Source organism: Serratia sp. CY27727, from assembly GCF_052169275.1.
Classification (GTDB): domain Bacteria; phylum Pseudomonadota; class Gammaproteobacteria; order Enterobacterales; family Enterobacteriaceae; genus Serratia; species Serratia sarumanii.
In genome coordinates this window covers 42114-57255 of the sequence record NZ_JBJNLB010000016.1, presented here as the reverse complement: position 1 = coordinate 57255, position 15142 = coordinate 42114, and the positions used below count along the sequence as shown (strand labels likewise).

13 protein-coding genes and 1 riboswitch are annotated in these 15142 nt (G+C 60.8%); of the genes, 7 read left to right on the top strand and 6 right to left on the bottom strand.

All coding sequences use genetic code 11. From position 1 onward, the window contains the following. Window positions 1-143: 143 nt before the first annotated feature. Both dnaG and rpsU read right to left on the bottom strand, forming a co-directional pair. On the bottom strand, window positions 144-1892 hold the full coding sequence (dnaG, locus tag ACJ8HB_RS23665) for a DNA primase (RefSeq protein ID WP_025304325.1): 1749 nt from the start codon (window positions 1890-1892) through the stop codon (window positions 144-146). A 136-nt stretch (window positions 1893-2028) separates the two neighbouring features. Then, window positions 2029-2244, bottom strand: a complete 216-nt coding sequence (gene rpsU, locus ACJ8HB_RS23660) for a 30S ribosomal protein S21 (protein ID WP_001144069.1) — start codon at window positions 2242-2244, stop codon at window positions 2029-2031. Window positions 2245-2569: 325 nt separating this feature from the next. Here rpsU and tsaD point away from each other — a divergent pair, with 325 nt between their 5' ends. Further along, window positions 2570-3583 (top strand): tRNA (adenosine(37)-N6)-threonylcarbamoyltransferase complex transferase subunit TsaD, encoded by a 1014-nt coding sequence (gene tsaD / locus ACJ8HB_RS23655; protein ID WP_033654813.1) that lies wholly within the window; start codon window positions 2570-2572, stop codon window positions 3581-3583. A gap of 30 nt (window positions 3584-3613) precedes the next feature. On the opposite strand, the gene plsY is transcribed toward tsaD, so the two are convergent. Then, a complete protein-coding gene (gene plsY / locus ACJ8HB_RS23650; protein WP_033636078.1) occupies window positions 3614-4252 on the bottom strand; it encodes a glycerol-3-phosphate 1-O-acyltransferase PlsY in 639 nt (212 codons plus the stop codon). A gap of 107 nt (window positions 4253-4359) precedes the next feature. Here plsY and folB point away from each other — a divergent pair, with 107 nt between their 5' ends. Beyond that, a complete protein-coding gene (gene folB, locus ACJ8HB_RS23645; protein WP_033636077.1) occupies window positions 4360-4719 on the top strand; it encodes a bifunctional dihydroneopterin aldolase/7,8-dihydroneopterin epimerase in 360 nt (119 codons plus the stop codon). Between the two features lie 136 nt (window positions 4720-4855). Continuing rightward, window positions 4856-5680 (top strand): undecaprenyl-diphosphate phosphatase, encoded by an 825-nt coding sequence (bacA, locus tag ACJ8HB_RS23640; protein ID WP_033649055.1) that lies wholly within the window; start codon window positions 4856-4858, stop codon window positions 5678-5680. Window positions 5681-5719: 39 nt separating this feature from the next. On the opposite strand, the gene ACJ8HB_RS23635 is transcribed toward bacA, so the two are convergent. Both ACJ8HB_RS23635 and ACJ8HB_RS23630 read right to left on the bottom strand, forming a co-directional pair. Next, window positions 5720-6964 carry a multifunctional CCA addition/repair protein gene (locus ACJ8HB_RS23635; protein WP_047570459.1) on the bottom strand — a complete coding sequence of 415 codons (1245 nt, stop codon included), beginning with the start codon at window positions 6962-6964 and terminating at the stop codon, window positions 5720-5722. Window positions 6965-7086: 122 nt separating this feature from the next. Continuing rightward, a complete protein-coding gene (locus ACJ8HB_RS23630; protein WP_019453078.1) occupies window positions 7087-7707 on the bottom strand; it encodes a TIGR04211 family SH3 domain-containing protein in 621 nt (206 codons plus the stop codon). Window positions 7708-7985: 278 nt separating this feature from the next. Between ACJ8HB_RS23630 and ACJ8HB_RS23625 the strand changes: the two genes are divergently transcribed. From ACJ8HB_RS23625 to hldE, 3 genes are all read left to right on the top strand, one after another. Then, the gene (locus ACJ8HB_RS23625) at window positions 7986-9293 is read left to right on the top strand and encodes a CYTH domain-containing protein (RefSeq protein ID WP_047570462.1); all 1308 of its coding nucleotides are present in this window, start codon (window positions 7986-7988) and stop codon (window positions 9291-9293) included. A 45-nt stretch (window positions 9294-9338) separates the two neighbouring features. Further along, on the top strand, window positions 9339-12176 hold the full coding sequence (gene glnE / locus ACJ8HB_RS23620; protein ID WP_094860189.1) for a bifunctional [glutamate--ammonia ligase]-adenylyl-L-tyrosine phosphorylase/[glutamate--ammonia-ligase] adenylyltransferase: 2838 nt from the start codon (window positions 9339-9341) through the stop codon (window positions 12174-12176). A gap of 77 nt (window positions 12177-12253) precedes the next feature. After that, on the top strand, window positions 12254-13684 hold the full coding sequence (gene hldE / locus ACJ8HB_RS23615) for a bifunctional D-glycero-beta-D-manno-heptose-7-phosphate kinase/D-glycero-beta-D-manno-heptose 1-phosphate adenylyltransferase HldE (protein WP_094860190.1): 1431 nt from the start codon (window positions 12254-12256) through the stop codon (window positions 13682-13684). 58 nt (window positions 13685-13742) lie between these two features. On the opposite strand, the gene ubiK is transcribed toward hldE, so the two are convergent. Further along, window positions 13743-14018: a ubiquinone biosynthesis accessory factor UbiK gene (gene ubiK / locus ACJ8HB_RS23610; protein ID WP_033654817.1), complete on the bottom strand. Its 276-nt coding sequence runs from the start codon at window positions 14016-14018 to the stop codon at window positions 13743-13745. Window positions 14019-14165: 147 nt separating this feature from the next. Further along, a riboswitch (FMN riboswitch) is annotated at window positions 14166-14326 on the top strand. A gap of 109 nt (window positions 14327-14435) precedes the next feature. On the opposite strand from ubiK, the gene ribB reads away from it, so the two are divergent. Further along, window positions 14436-15089 (top strand): 3,4-dihydroxy-2-butanone-4-phosphate synthase, encoded by a 654-nt coding sequence (gene ribB, locus ACJ8HB_RS23605; RefSeq protein WP_033636071.1) that lies wholly within the window; start codon window positions 14436-14438, stop codon window positions 15087-15089. The last annotated feature ends 53 nt before the right edge of the window (window positions 15090-15142 follow it).

Here is a 15142-nt window from a genome sequence, read left to right as displayed (position 1 = left end):
ACTTCAGAGTATTTAGGTTGGTGTCGGTCGGCGAAACCGCCAACAATAGCATTTGGGGCGTTTTCGTTATCGCCGCGGCCCACTATGGCGGCACTGTGCAGGGCTCTGCCCTCGCAATTATCGGCACTTAAGCCGTTTGGTATTCAGTTTTTCTTCGCTAAAACCTGGTTGAGGGAACGGACTTCTTCACGTTCCTCCGGGCTCAGGCCGCGCGTTCTGGCCTGGGCGATCAGCGTTTCCAGCCGTTGCTCGAGCACCGAGTCGTACAGGCTGGCCAACGTATCCAAAAAGGTCTGCTCGACCATATCCTCAACGATCATATGGTTCCAGGTCGCCAAGGTTTCAAGCTGCTGGCTGAATTTGTTGTCGCGATACAGCTCCAGCAATTGCCCGGTCGTCAGGCCCGGCTGCGCCAAACAGGTCTGCACCAGTTCGACGAACAGCGGCAATCCCGCCTGTTTGGTCTGCTCCAGCCCTTCAAGCGAAGGGATAAGTGTAGCCAACTGCGGATTTTGCACCAGTAACCCTATCAGTATACGCATGGTTGTGCGTTTTAGCTGGGGCGCCTGATAAGGATTCGCATTTTCCGCCTGCTTGGGCATCAGCTTGTCGAGCTGGCTGTCGTCCAGCAGCCCCAGCTTGTTGCCGAGCTCCTGGCGCAGGTACAAGCGCAACGTTTCGCCCGGCACCTGAGTAATCAGCGGCAGCGCCAGCGTGCTCAGCTTGGCGCGCCCGTCCGGGCTGCTCAGATCCACCTGCGGCAGCAGGCTTTCGAACAGGAAAGTGGACAGCGGCTGCGCCTGCTCCATTCGCTGTTCGAAGGCTTCTTTACCTTCCTTGCGCACCAGGGTGTCCGGGTCTTCGCCGTCAGGCAAAAACATGAACCGCAGCTGGCGCCCGTCGTTCAGGTACGGCAACGCGGTTTCCAACGCCCGCCATGCCGCTTCGCGGCCGGCGCGGTCGCCGTCGTAACAGCAGACGACGTTGTCGGTGGCGCGGAACAGCAGCTGAATGTGTTCAGCCGTCGTCGAGGTTCCGAGCGAGGCGACGGCATAATCGATGCCGAATTGCGCCAACGCCACCACGTCCATATACCCTTCCACCACCAGCAGCCGCTGCAGGGTAGGGTGGTTCTGCTGTGCTTCATACAGGCCGTAAAGCTGGCGGCCCTTATGGAAAACTTCGGTTTCCGGCGAGTTCAGGTACTTCGGCATGCCATCGCCCAATACGCGGCCGCCGAAGGCGATCACGCGCCCGCGTTTGTCGCGGATGGGGAACATCACCCGTTCGCGGAAACGGTCGTACGAACGCCCCTGATCGTTAGTCACCAGCATGCCGGCATCGTTCAATGCGCGGCGCGAGTCGGCGTCGCGGCCGAAACGCTTCAGGGCGTTGTCCCATCCCGCCGGCGCGAAGCCGATGGCGAAATGGCGAATAACGTCGTCACTTAATCCGCGCTGCTGCAAATAGCTGCGCGCCGGTGCCCCGGAGGACTGCTGCAGTGACTGTTGATAGAACGCGCTGAGCTGCTCCATCAGTTGGTACAGGCTCTGGCGCTGATGGCGTTCGATCTGGGTTGGCCCGGTGCCCGCTTCGTAAGGCACTTCCAGCCCGTGCATGGTCGCCAGCTCTTCGATGGTTTCGACAAACTCAAGCCGGTCGTAATTCATCAAAAAGTCGACGGCGTTGCCGTGCGCACCACACCCAAAACAGTGATAAAACTGCTTTTCGCCATTAACGGTAAATGAAGGCGTCTTTTCGTGGTGGAACGGACAGCACGCGTGGTAGTTCTTGCCTTGCTTCTTGAGCTTCACGCGGGCGTCGATCAGATCGACGATGTCGGTGCGAGCCAGCAAGTCATTGATAAATACGCGCGGAATTCGTCCAGCCATAAGCCCTTACTTCATTAGCCTATAAACGAGAACAAGCCGCGCATTCCTTTCGGAAAGCACGGCCTTCGTATGCAACTACTCGGTCTGCGCGATTTTGAAAATCAGAAATTCACGCGGTGGGGTTGCCCCCGAAGAATTAATACAGACGAGTGCGGCGTGCGTTTTCGCGAGCCAGTTTCTTCGCGTGACGTTTCACAGCAGAAGCTTTAGCGCGTTTACGTTCGGTAGTTGGTTTTTCATAAAACTCACGACGACGAACTTCAGCTAAAACACCCGCTTTTTCGCAAGAGCGTTTGAAACGACGCAGAGCAACGTCAAATGGCTCGTTTTCACGTACTTTAATTACCGGCATGTGCCTCTCACCTCAATAAAATTCGGTTTGTTGCTGGCCAAGCGCCAGCCTTTTCAAAATGGTGCGGAATTTTACTCCAATGGATGCTGCTTTGTAAAGCACCACAGCAAATTGAAACCCGCGTCGCTCTGCCGCAACGTGCGCAATTTTGCACCGGGCGCTGATTATAGACTAATCAGAAAAAAATGCTCGTGTTTAATCGCATGGGCATTTTCTGGACGAATCATCGACATAGGTGCGAGCCGGTGACAAGATGCGCCGCGCCGGCGGTAAATGCGGCGGAATGTGGTAGACTGGCGGCCGCACGTGAATGATGGGAAATGTAATGCGAGTACTGGGTATAGAAACGTCCTGCGATGAAACCGGAATTGCAGTGTATGACGATCAAACCGGTTTGTTGGCCAACCAATTATACAGCCAGGTGAAGCTGCACGCCGACTACGGCGGCGTGGTGCCGGAACTGGCCTCCCGCGATCACGTGCGCAAAACCGTGCCGCTGATTCAGGCGGCGCTGAAAGAGGCCAACCTGACCCCGGCCGACATCGACGGCGTGGCCTACACCGCCGGGCCGGGTCTGGTGGGGGCGCTGCTGGTCGGCGCGACCGTCGGGCGCGCGCTGGCGTTCGCCTGGAACGTGCCGGCGGTGCCGGTGCACCATATGGAAGGCCACCTGCTGGCACCGATGCTGGAAGACAATCCGCCGGCATTCCCGTTCGTCGCGCTGCTGGTCTCCGGCGGCCACACCCAGCTGATCAGCGTCACCGGCATCGGTGAGTATGAGCTGCTGGGCGAGTCGATCGACGACGCGGCCGGCGAAGCGTTCGACAAGACCGCCAAGCTGCTCGGCCTGGATTATCCCGGCGGGCCGATGCTGTCGAAGATGGCGCAGCAGGGCACGGCGGGGCGCTTCACCTTCCCGCGGCCGATGACCGATCGCCCGGGGCTGGACTTCAGTTTCTCCGGGCTGAAAACCTTCGCCGCCAACACCATCCGCTCCAACGGCAACGACGATCAGACGCGTGCCGACATCGCCCGCGCCTTCGAGGATGCGGTGGTGGATACGCTGGCGATCAAATGCAAACGCGCGCTGGAGCAGACCGGCTTCAAGCGCCTGGTGATGGCCGGCGGCGTAAGCGCCAACCGCACGCTGCGCGCCAAACTGGCGGAGATGATGCATAAACGCGGTGGGGAAGTGTTCTATGCCCGCCCGGAATTTTGCACCGACAACGGCGCGATGATCGCCTATGCCGGCATGGTGCGCCTGAAGAGCGGCGCCAACCCGGAGCTGAGCGTTTCGGTGCGGCCGCGCTGGCCGCTGGCGGAATTGCCTGCGGTATAAAACAAAGGGCCGGATTATCCGGCCCTTCTGCTATTCGTCTTTCGGCTGGTCGCCGTTATCCGCGTCGTTTTTCTTCTTGCGCAGCTTGCCCCAGATCTTGCCTTCCTGACCGCGCCACAGGCGCTGAATATTGTCGTGATGCCGCATCAGGATCAGGCAGGAGAGCATCGCCACCGGGAAGGTGAACTGCGGTTTGAACCACCAGACGTAGAACGGGGCGATCAGCGCGCTGACGATGGCGCCGAGCGAAGAGTAACCGCTGAGCAGCACCGTCAACAGCCAGGTACCGGTCATCAGGCCGGTCAGATCCCAGCCGATAGGCGCGATGGCGCCAAATGCCGTCGCCACGCCTTTACCGCCACGGAAGTGGAAGAACACCGGATAGATGTGCCCCAGGCAGGCGGCGATCGCCGTCAGGCCGAGGTACAGCGGCGGCACATCGAGTTTGTAGGCCAGCCAGACCGGCAGCATCCCTTTCAGAATATCGAACACCAGCACCGCCGCTGCCGCCAGCCGGCCGCCGATGCGCAGGACGTTGGTCGCCCCGGGGTTTCCTGAGCCATGTTCACGCGGATCCGGCAGCCTGGCGATCCGGCAAACCAGGATCGCACTGGAAATCGAGCCGCACAGATACGCGAAGATAATCATGCCAAGCGCGGTAGCACTCATAACGCGGTTCCGTTTAATAATGGTCGTTTTACTCGCAACATCCATGGATAATACGCACATTCCGCTGGAAGTGGTATCCGGCAAGGCCAAAAACAGAGAATGACGTGATGGATATCGTATTTATTGAAGAGCTTACCGTAATTACCACCATTGGCGTTTATGAGTGGGAACAGGGCATTCGTCAGAAGCTGGTGTTCGATATCGAAATGGGCTGGGATAACCGGCCGGCCGCCGCCAGCGACGACGTAACTGACTGTCTGAGCTATGCCGACGTCAGCGACGCCGTGATCCGGCACGTTGAATCGAACCGGTTCGCGCTGGTGGAACGCGTGGCGGAGGAAATATCCGAAATTTTGCTTCAGCGCTTCAATTCCCCGTGGGTCCGTATTAAGGTCAGCAAACCGGGCGCTGTAGCACATGCCAATCGGGTCGGCGTGATCATTGAGCGCGGCACTCGTCCCGCATGATTTTATGTCATCTGCTTGCAACGAAAGACCGTTAAGCTGGTCTTAATCCTGAGAATTGTTTTAGCGGCATTGTCTTTAAGCACTGCCGCTTTTTTATGTTTATGTTAGTCGCAAATTTATGGGGTGAGCGAAGCACATGACGGACATGCATTCACTGTTTATTGCGTTTGTTCTTGGGGTTGTTGAGGGATTAACCGAATTTCTGCCGGTGTCTTCCACCGGGCATATGATCATCGTTGGCGAGTGGCTGGGCTTTACCGGCGACAAAGCCAAGACCTTTGAAGTCATCATCCAACTGGGGTCGATCCTGGCGGTGGTAGTGATGTTCTGGCGCCGGTTGTTCGGCCTGATCGGCATCCATTTCGGCGGCAAGCCGGTGGAGCACGAGGGCAAAACCCACGGCCGGCTGAAGCTGGGGCACATCCTGTTGGGGATGATCCCGGCGGTGGTGCTGGGGTTGATATTCCACGATGTCATTAAATCGCTGTTCGCGCCGAAAAACGTGATGTACGCGTTGGTGGTCGGCGGCCTGCTGCTGTTGACGGCGGAATGGCTGAAGCCGAAGAAGCCGCGTGCGGAAGGGCTGGATGACATCACCTACCGGCAGGCGTTTTTGATCGGTTGCTTCCAGTGCCTGGCGCTGTGGCCGGGCTTCTCCCGTTCGGGAGCGACCATCGCCGGTGGCATGCTGGTGGGCGTAAACCGCTATGCGGCGTCCGAATTTTCATTCATCCTGGCGGTGCCGATGATGATAGGCGCCAGCGGCCTGGATCTGTACAAGAGCCTGCACTTCCTGACCTGGGGCGACCTGCCGATGTTCGCCGTCGGTTTCGTTACTGCCTTCGTGGTGGCGCTGATTGCGATCAAGACCTTCCTGTCGCTGATCAAACGCATCTCGTTCGTGCCGTTCGCCATCTACCGCTTTATCGTGGCGGCCGTGGTTTACATGGTGTTCCTGTAAGCCCGATGCCAGGAAAAAACCCCGCTCTGCGGGGTTTTTTTATGCCTGATCGTTGAGGATGGTTTGATTGAGCTTCCAGTCGGCCAGCGCCTGCTGGCGACGGCGTTTGAGCTCGTCGCGGATCGCGGTGCCCTGCAGCCCGCTGGCTACCACTTCTTTAATAGATACCGCGTTCGCCACCTGATACGCCTGGCGCAGATATTCGCCCTGCGGATAAGGATTCTCCTCAAAGCCGGTGCGGCCGCGCGCATCCGCTTCGCTGGTCAGGATCATCTGCTCCAGCCGTTGCGGTTTGCGCCAGACGTCGATGGCGTCGAACAGCTTCAACAGGGTCTCCGGACGCAGCTTGTTCACGGTGTGGATCAAATCATGGTACTCGGCCACCAGCTTGCTCAAATCCCGTACCGGGTTGGGCACCCGCAGCCGCTGGCACAGCGCTTCGACCAGCCGCACGCCCGCCGGGCCGTGGCCGTGGTGATGCGGCCAGAACTCTTTCGGCGTCAACCCTTTGCCGAGATCGTGGCACAGGGTGGCGAAGCGCACGTCCACCTCCGGCGTGAGGCGGGCGGCAATCGCCAACGCCATCAGCGTGTGTACGCCGGTGTCGATCTCCGGGTGCCACTTGGCGGGAGCCGGCACGCCGAACAGCGCGTCGATTTCCGGGAACAGCACCGCCAGCGCACCGCAATCGCGCAGCACCTGAAAATAGACCTGCGGGCTCTGGCTTTGCAGCGCCTTTTCGGTTTCCTTCCAGACGCGTTCGGCGGTCAGCGCGGCCAGTTCACCGCTGTGCGCCATCTGGCGCATCAGGGCGAGCGTTTCGTCGGCGATGCGAAAACCCAGATGGGCGAAGCGGGCATTGAATCGCGCCACGCGCAATACGCGCAGCGGATCTTCGCCGAACGCGTCGGAAACGTGGCGCAGCACGCGCGCCTGCAGATCGGCCACGCCGCCGTAAGGATCAATCAGCTCTCCTTCGGCGGAGCGGGCGATGGCGTTGATGGTCAGATCGCGCCGCAGCAGATCTTCTTCCAGCGTCACGTCCGGCGCGGCATAGCAGGTAAAACCGGTGTACCCCTGGCCGGATTTGCGCTCGGTGCGCGCCAGCGCGTACTCCTCGTGGGAGTCGGGATTGAGGAACACCGGAAAATCTTTACCGACCTGCTGGTAGCCCAACGCCAGCAGCTCTGCCGGCGTGGCGCCCACCACCACCCAATCATGATCGACCACCGGAATATTGAGCAGGCTGTCGCGAACGGCGCCGCCGACCAGATAAATCTGCACTGTTGACTCCTGAATATCGTGTAAGGCTCTGTCTATCAGATTACATGAATTGGCCGCGGGATGTCGGCGCCAATGAAAAGGGCGCCCGCAGGCGCCCATACTCAAACTGAACGATACTGAGATCAGTTCATCCAGCGGTTGTTGTTCTTGCGGCGCGGGATCAGGTGCGGCAACAGCAGGCCCAGCAGCAAACCGACGCCGGCGACGCCGCCGCCGTACATGAACCACTGCAGGATAATGGTGCGCTGCTTGTCGTCGAGCTGCAGGTTAACGGCGTTGACCTTCTTCTGCGCGACCACCAGCTGGTTTTTCAGATCCTGGTTTTCCTTCTGCAGGCTGCTGATGGTGCTGTCGCTGCCCGCGACTTTTTCCTGCATTTCCGAGGTACGCTGGTTCCAGGTGTTGTCGATGTTGGCCAGCTTGTCGGTCAGGGTTTTCACCTGCTGTTCCAGCTCGGGCACGCGGGTGCGCAGGCTTGGCGTCTGGCTGAGCTGGTCGAGCGGGATCCAGGTGGTGCGGCCTTTCGGATCGCGGATCTGGCCGTAGTTGGTGCTGTCGTTGACGCTCAGCAGGGTCACTTCTTCACCGGCGTTGAGAGTGCCGACAATACGGTACTGATTACCTGGGCCGCTATGGACGTAAGTGCTTAACTCATCGGAGATATAGCGTTTATCTTCGGCATGTGCGGCCCAAGTGATGCTGAAGCTCAGCGCGGCAAGGCAAATCAGGCGTAATTTCTGCATTAGTTCATCGTTTCTGGGTGAATTTATGGAACGATAGTAGAGGGTTCAGTCTGACGACGCAACGCCAAAACCGGAATGAGAACTATCTTACTGTGGCTGATTCTGTGAGTTGCGCAGTGTTTTATAACGTAACAGGTTTTTTCTACAGTTAGCAGGGTTAAGGCGCCGGGAATCGCGGTAAGATAACGGCAACTGTGCGTCAGTGGGCAGCATACGGCGGGCCGAACGCGCCGCGCTGAAACCGACGTGAATGCATAACTTATTGGTGTTAAAGAATTATGACCGTTGAAATTGAACTGAAATTCATCGCTGCGCCGCAAGCGGTGGCCGCTCTGCCACACTGGCTCGCCGCCTGGCCGCATCAGCATTCCGCGCCGCAAAAACTGACCAACATTTACTTCGAAACGGCCGACAACTTCCTGCGCCGTCACGACATGGGGCTGCGCATTCGCGGTTTCGACGATCGCTATGAGATGACCATCAAAACCGCCGGTAAAGTGGTGGGCGGCCTGCACCAGCGCCCGGAATACAATGTCGCTATCGCCGAGCCGCAGCTGGCGTTGGCGCAGTTTCCTGCCGACATTTGGCCGCAGGATTGCGATATCGCAGCGCTGCAGCTGGCGTTGCAACCGCTGTTCCGTACCGATTTCGTGCGTGAGAAGTGGGTGGTTACTTACGGCCAAAGCGAGATAGAGATTGGCCTGGATCAGGGCGAGGTGCGCGCCGGTGATCTCAGCGAAGCCTTGAGCGAGATCGAGCTGGAGCTGCTGAAAGGCAATACCACCGATCTGCTGGCGTTGGCCGGTGAGCTGGCGGCGCACGACGGCCTGCGTCAGGGCAGCCTGAGCAAGGCGGCGCGCGGTTACCACCTGGCGCAGGGCAATCCGCCGCGTGAGGTGCGCCCGCTGCGGGTGCTGAAGCCGGCGGCGAAGGCGACCGTCGAACAGGGGATGATCGCCGCCTTCGAGCTGGCGCTCAGCCACTGGCAGTACCATGAAGAGCTGTGGCTGCGCGGCGACGCGCAGGCGCGCGCTTCGGTGATTGAGGCGGTCGGCACGATCCGCCAGGCGTTGGTGATCTTCGGTGGCCTGGTGCCGCGCAAGGCCAGCGCCGATCTGCGCGCCCGCCTGACCGAACTCGAACCGCTGTTGGCGGACAAAGCCGCGCAACCAGAGAGCCTGTGCTACAGCGCGGCCTACCTGCAATGTAAGTTAGCGCTCACATTATGGCTGGTGAGCGGCGCCTGGCGGCCGTTTATTGACGCCAAAGGGCAGGCCAAGCTGGACGGTTCTTTCAAACGCTTCAGCGACATCATGCTGGGGCGCAGCGGCGCGGAGCTGAAAGAAGCCTTCAGCCGTACGCTGAACGAAGATGAATATCAGGAACAATTGCCGCGCCTGACGCGTCAGATTTCGGCGCTGGTCCTGCTGTCGGGCGCCTACCCCGACGAGCAGACCGGCCCTTATATCGAGGCCTGGCGCGAACTGCAGGCGGCGCTGAGCGAGCGCCGTCAGGGCTGGTATGAAGCCAGCCGCAAACAGGCCTTATCGCATGCGCCATTCTGGTTAAACGGCGCGCTTCGTTAATCAAGCCGGCCCGCCAGCCGTGGGCCGCAGAACGGGTCATACACTATGTCGCCACTTTCAGCCGCGTTACAGGCTCAGGCACAGCAGGTTGTGCAGCGTTTTCAGGAAGTTCACGGCGCGGACAGCGCCTTTAGCGAGCAGGAGCAGTGGGTGCTGGCGTCGAGCGACTTCGTCAGCGACGCACTGCTCGCCCAGCCGGCCTGGCTGGCGACGCTGCGCGAACAGCCGCCGGCGCCCGGCGAGTGGCAACACTATGCCGCCTGGCTGCAGGACGAGCTGGAAGAGGTGCGCGATGAGGCGCAGCTGATGCGCACGCTGCGTCTGTTTCGCCGTGAAACGCTGGTGCGCATTGCCTGGGCGCAGGCGCAGGGGCTGTGTTCGACCGAAGAAACGCTGCTGCAGCTGAGCGGGCTGGCGGAGACGCTGATCGTCAGCGCGCGCGACTGGCTGTACCAAACCTGTTGCCGCGAGTGGGGCACGCCGTGCAACGCCGCCGGTGAACCGCAGCCGCTGCTGATCCTCGGCATGGGCAAGCTGGGCGGCGGCGAGCTGAATTTCTCGTCGGATATCGATCTGATCTTCGCCTACCCGGAAAACGGCCAGACCCAGGGCGGGCGGCGCGAGCTGGACAATGCCCAGTTCTTCACCCGCCTGGGCCAGCGGCTGATCAAGGCGCTGGATCAGCAGACCATCGACGGCTTCGTCTATCGCGTCGACATGCGGCTGCGGCCGTTCGGCGACAGCGGCCCATTGGTGATGAGCTTCGCGGCGCTGGAAGACTACTATCAGGAGCAGGGGCGCGACTGGGAGCGCTATGCGATGGTGAAGGCGCGCCTGATGGGCGGCGCGGAAGACGCCTACAGCCAGGAGCTGCGCAAAACGCTGCGGCCGTTCGTGTTCCGTCGCTATATCGATTTCAGCGTCATCCAGTCTTTGCGCAACATGAAGGGCATGATCGCCCGTGAAGTGCGGCGGCGCGGCCTGAAGGACAACATCAAACTGGGCGCCGGCGGCATTCGCGAAATCGAATTCATCACCCAGGTATTTCAGCTGATCCGCGGCGGCCGTGAGCCGGCGCTGCAGGGGCGTTCGCTGCTGCCGACGCTGCAGGCGGTGGGTGAGCTGGGGCTGCTGGAGGCCGAGCAGGTGCGGGCGCTGAGCGCCGCCTACCTGTTCCTGCGGCGGCTGGAGAATCTGCTGCAGGCGATCGGCGATCAGCAAACCCAGACGCTGCCGCAGGATGCGCTCGACCAGGCGCGGCTGGCCTGCGGCATGGGGCTGGCGGATTGGCCGGCGCTGATGGCGACGCTGGAGGTGCACATGCAGGCGGTGCGGGCGGTGTTCGACGATCTGATCGGCGACGATAGTCCAGATGTCGGCGAAGATCCCGATTACCAGCACTATCACAGCCTGTGGCAGGACGCACTGGAGGAAAACGAGCTGGCGCCGCTGACGCCGCACCTGGACGAAGAGGGGCGCCGACAGATGCTGCGCACCATCGCCGATTTCCGCCATGACGTCGACAAGCGCACCATCGGCCCGCGCGGCCGCGACGTGCTCGATCAGCTGATGCCGCGCCTGCTGGCGGAGGTGTGCCCGCGTCAGGACGCGCCCACCGCGCTGGTGCGGCTGGCGCAGCTGCTGCTCAGCATCGTCACCCGCACCACTTACCTCGAACTGCTGGTTGAGTATCACGCGGCGCTCAGCCATCTGATCCGCCTGTGCGCCGCTTCGCCGATGGTTGCCAACCAGCTGTCGCGCTACCCGCTGTTGCTGGACGAACTGCTGGATCCGGCCACGCTGTATCAGCCGGTGGCGCTGGACGCCTACCGCAGCGAGCTGCGCCAGTACCTGCTGCGGGTGCCGGAAGACGACGAAGAGCAAAAGCTGGAGGCGCTGCGCCAGTTCAAACAGGCGCAGCAGCTGCGCATCGCCGCAGCGGATATCGCCGGCGCGCTGCCGGTGATGAAAGTGAGCGACCACCTGACTTATCTGGCGGAGGCGATCATCGACGCGGTGGTGCAACAGGCCTGGAGCGACATGGTGGCGCGCTACGGCCAGCCGACCCATCTGCAGGAGCGCGAAGGGCGCGGCTTTGCGGTGATCGGCTACGGCAAGCTGGGCGGCTGGGAGCTGGGTTACAGTTCCGATCTCGATCTGGTGTTCCTGCTGGATTGCCCGCCGGAGGTGATGACCGACGGCGATCGCTGCATCGACGGCCGCCAGTTCTACCTGCGGCTGGCGCAGCGGGTGATGCATCTGTTCAGCACCCGCACTTCCTCCGGCATTCTGTATGAGGTGGACGCGCGTCTGCGGCCTTCCGGCGCCGCGGGGATGCTGGTCAGCACCGTCGAGGCGTTCGCCGATTACCAGCAAAACGAAGCCTGGACCTGGGAGCATCAGGCTCTGGTGCGCGCGCGCATCGTGCACGGCGACCCGGCGCTGCACCAGCAGTTCGACGCGATTCGGCGCGAAATCCTGTGCAAAACGCGTGATGCGGAGACCCTGAAGCGCGAAGTGCGCGAGATGCGCGAAAAGATGCGCAACCATCTCGGCAACAAGCAGCGCGATCTGTTTGATATCAAAACCGATGAGGGCGGCATTACCGACATCGAATTTATCGCCCAATATCTGGTCTTACGCTATGCGCCGGGTGAACCGCGGCTGACGCGTTGGTCAGACAACGTGCGCATCTTCGAGCTGATGGCCAATTACGACATCATGCCGGAAGAGGAGGCGCGCGCGCTGACCCAGGCCTATGTCACCATGCGCGACGAGATCCACCATCTGGCGCTGCAGGAGCATTCCGGCAAGGTCGGCAGCGAGCTGTTCACCGCTGAGCGCGAGCAGGTGCGCGCCAGCTGGACCAAATGGCTGGATTAATACCTTTTTGCGGGTATTCCGGCGGTCTGTGGTAATATCTGCGCCACTAAAATTTTGTTCTTTTTTGGAGTTATCGGATGAAAGTTACGCTGCCTGATTTTCGCCGCGCCGGTGTGCTGGTGGTCGGTGACGTCATGTTGGATCGCTATTGGTATGGGCCGACCAGCCGCATTTCACCGGAAGCCCCGGTGCCGGTGGTCAAGGTCGACACCATCGAAGAGCGTCCCGGCGGCGCGGCTAACGTGGCGATGAACATCGCTTCGCTGGGTGCCAATTCCCGCCTGGTGGGCCTGACCGGCATCGACGATGCGGCGCGGGCGCTGAGCGCCAAGCTGAATGAAGTCAACGTGCGCTGCGACTTCGTCTCGGTGCCGACCCATCCGACCATCACCAAGCTGCGCGTGCTGTCGCGCAACCAGCAACTGATCCGTCTCGACTTCGAAGAAGGCTTCTCCAACGTCGATCCGCAGCCGATGCTGGAGCGCATTCAGCAGGCGCTGCCGCAGATCGGCGCGCTGGTGCTGTCCGATTACGCCAAGGGCGCGCTCAGCCAGGTGCAGGGCATGATCCAACTGGCGCGCGCCGCCAAGGTTCCGGTGCTGATCGATCCTAAAGGCTCTGACTTCGAACGCTATCGCGGCGCGACGCTGCTGACGCCGAACCTGTCCGAGTTCGAAGCGGTGGTGGGCCACTGCAAGGATGAGGCGGAACTGGTGGCGCGCGGCATGAAGCTGGTGGCGGATTTCGAGCTGTCGGCGCTGTTGGTCACCCGTTCCGAACACGGCATGACGCTGCTGCAGCCTGGCATTGAACCGCTGCACCTGCCGACCCAGGCGCAGGAAGTGTTCGATGTGACCGGCGCCGGCGACACCGTGATCGGCGTCTTGGCCGCTTCGCTGGCCGCCGGCAATTCGCTGGAAGAGTCCTGCTTCCTGGCCAACGCCGCCGCCGGCGTGGTGGTGGGTAAGCTCGGTACCTCTACCGTGTCGCCAATCGAGCTGGAAAACGCGGTGCGCGGCCGGGCCGAAACCGGCTTTGGCGTGATGACCGAAGCGCAGTTGAAAACCGCTGTTGCTCAGGCGCGTCAGCGCGGCGAGAAAGTGGTGATGACCAACGGCATTTTCGACATTCTGCACGCCGGCCACGTCTCCTATCTGGCCAACGCCCGCAAGCTGGGCGACCGCCTGATCGTGGCGGTGAACAGCGACGCCTCGACCAAACGCCTGAAAGGGGAAAAACGCCCGGTCAACGCGCTGGAGAATCGCATGATCGTGCTGGGCGCGCTGGAAGCGGTGGATTGGGTGGTGCCGTTCGAAGAGGACACGCCGCAGCGCTTGATCGCCGACATTCTGCCGGATCTGCTGGTGAAAGGCGGCGATTACAAACCGGAAGAGATTGCCGGCAGTGCGGAAGTGTGGGCCAACGGCGGCGATGTCAAAGTGTTGAACTTTGAAGACGGGCTGTCGACCACCAACATCATCAAAGCGATCAAAGACGGGCGCGGCTAACGCCGGGCGACCGAAAGAACAGGGGCGCGCGGTTTAGGTGCGCGCCCTTGGCGGGAATTTATTCGTCTTCCTGCTTGGCTGCCGGCGCCGCGCTCAGCTTGCTTTCCAGCTCGGCCAGGCGCTGTTCCAACAGCGCCAGCTTCTCGCGGGTGCGCAACAGCACCTGAGTCTGCACGTCGAACTCTTCGCGGTTAACCAAATCCAGGCGGGTCAGCTGCGACTGCAGCACCTGACGGATTTTTTTCTCAACGTCTTCCCCGAATTCACGAACGCCTTTAGGCATGGACTCATGAACCTGGCGTGCGATTTGTTCGATTTTTTTCGGGTCAATCATGGCGTATCCCTTTCAGAGTTTAATTGCTGCCGCTTAGTGTAATGCGAGTTGCCCGCCGGATAAACACCATTAAGCGCATTCGCCGCGCGTGGCCGAATTGTGCTTTTGCCAATTGCCCTGTCTACCCATTAGCGTTATAGTCATCCTGCTTATTCTCAGGGCGGGGTGAAAGTCCCCACCGGCGGTAAATCACCTTCTACGGTGAAAGCCCGCGAGCGCTCAGCCAGCCTGTAAAGGCCGGTTAGAGGTCAGCAGATCCGGTGCAATTCCGGGGCCGACGGTTATAGTCCGGATGGGAGAGAGTAACGGTATCTGCCGGGCTTGCGCCCGCTTGCGTTATTTTTTTAGCTATTTCTAGCTACTCCTCAAGATCGCCCTGGTTCTGGTAATCCATAATTTTTAATGAGGTTTTTTACCATGAATCAGACGCTACTTTCAGACTTCGGCACGCCGACAGAACGCGTTGAACGCGCGATTGACGCACTGCGCAACGGGCGCGGCGTAATGGTGCTCGATGATGAAAACCGTGAAAACGAAGGTGACATGATCTTCGCCGCGGAAACGATGACCGTTGAGCAGATGGCGCTGACCATTCGCCACGGCAGCGGTATCGTGTGCCTGTGCATCACCGAAGAACGCCGTCAGCAGCTTGAGCTGCCGATGATGGTGACCAACAACTCCAGCCAATTCCAGACCGCCTTCACCGTGACCATCGAAGCGGCGCAGGGCGTGACCACCGGGGTTTCCGCTTCCGATCGCCTGACCACCATCCGTGCGGCGGTGGCAGACAGCGCCAAGCCGAGCGACCTGAACCGTCCGGGCCACGTGTTCCCGCTGCGCGCGCAGCCGGGCGGCGTGCTGAGCCGTCGCGGCCACACCGAAGCGACCATCGATCTGGTTTCCATGGCCGGTTTCAAACCTGCCGGCGTGCTGTGTGAACTGACCAACGACGATGGCAGCATGGCGCACGCGCCGGAAGTGATCGCCTTCGCCAAACAGCACGACATGGTGGTGCTGACCATCGAGGATCTGGTGGCCTACCGCCAGGCGCACGAGAAAAAGGCCAGCTGATAGCCGGTCGCTTTCAACGATAAAAAAAGCCGCGTAACGCGGCTTTTTTGTGG

What these genes read in the sequence shown, in the direction of transcription:
- tsaD (WP_033654813.1), top strand. Translation starts at nt 2,570, where the DNA reads ATGCGAGTACTGGGTATAGAAACGTCCTGCGATGAAACCGGAATTGCA.
- glnE (WP_094860189.1), top strand. Translation starts at nt 9,339, where the DNA reads ATGTCGCCACTTTCAGCCGCGTTACAGGCTCAGGCACAGCAGGTTGTG.
- hldE (WP_094860190.1), top strand. Translation starts at nt 12,254, where the DNA reads ATGAAAGTTACGCTGCCTGATTTTCGCCGCGCCGGTGTGCTGGTGGTC.
- plsY (WP_033636078.1), bottom strand. Translation starts at nt 4,252, where the DNA reads ATGAGTGCTACCGCGCTTGGCATGATTATCTTCGCGTATCTGTGCGGC.
- rpsU (WP_001144069.1), bottom strand. Translation starts at nt 2,244, where the DNA reads ATGCCGGTAATTAAAGTACGTGAAAACGAGCCATTTGACGTTGCTCTG.
- dnaG (WP_025304325.1), bottom strand. Translation starts at nt 1,892, where the DNA reads ATGGCTGGACGAATTCCGCGCGTATTTATCAATGACTTGCTGGCTCGC.
- folB (WP_033636077.1), top strand. Translation starts at nt 4,360, where the DNA reads ATGGATATCGTATTTATTGAAGAGCTTACCGTAATTACCACCATTGGC.
- ribB (WP_033636071.1), top strand. Translation starts at nt 14,436, where the DNA reads ATGAATCAGACGCTACTTTCAGACTTCGGCACGCCGACAGAACGCGTT.
- bacA (WP_033649055.1), top strand. Translation starts at nt 4,856, where the DNA reads ATGACGGACATGCATTCACTGTTTATTGCGTTTGTTCTTGGGGTTGTT.
- ubiK (WP_033654817.1), bottom strand. Translation starts at nt 14,018, where the DNA reads ATGATTGACCCGAAAAAAATCGAACAAATCGCACGCCAGGTTCATGAG.
- ACJ8HB_RS23630 (WP_019453078.1), bottom strand. Translation starts at nt 7,707, where the DNA reads ATGCAGAAATTACGCCTGATTTGCCTTGCCGCGCTGAGCTTCAGCATC.
- ACJ8HB_RS23625 (WP_047570462.1), top strand. Translation starts at nt 7,986, where the DNA reads ATGACCGTTGAAATTGAACTGAAATTCATCGCTGCGCCGCAAGCGGTG.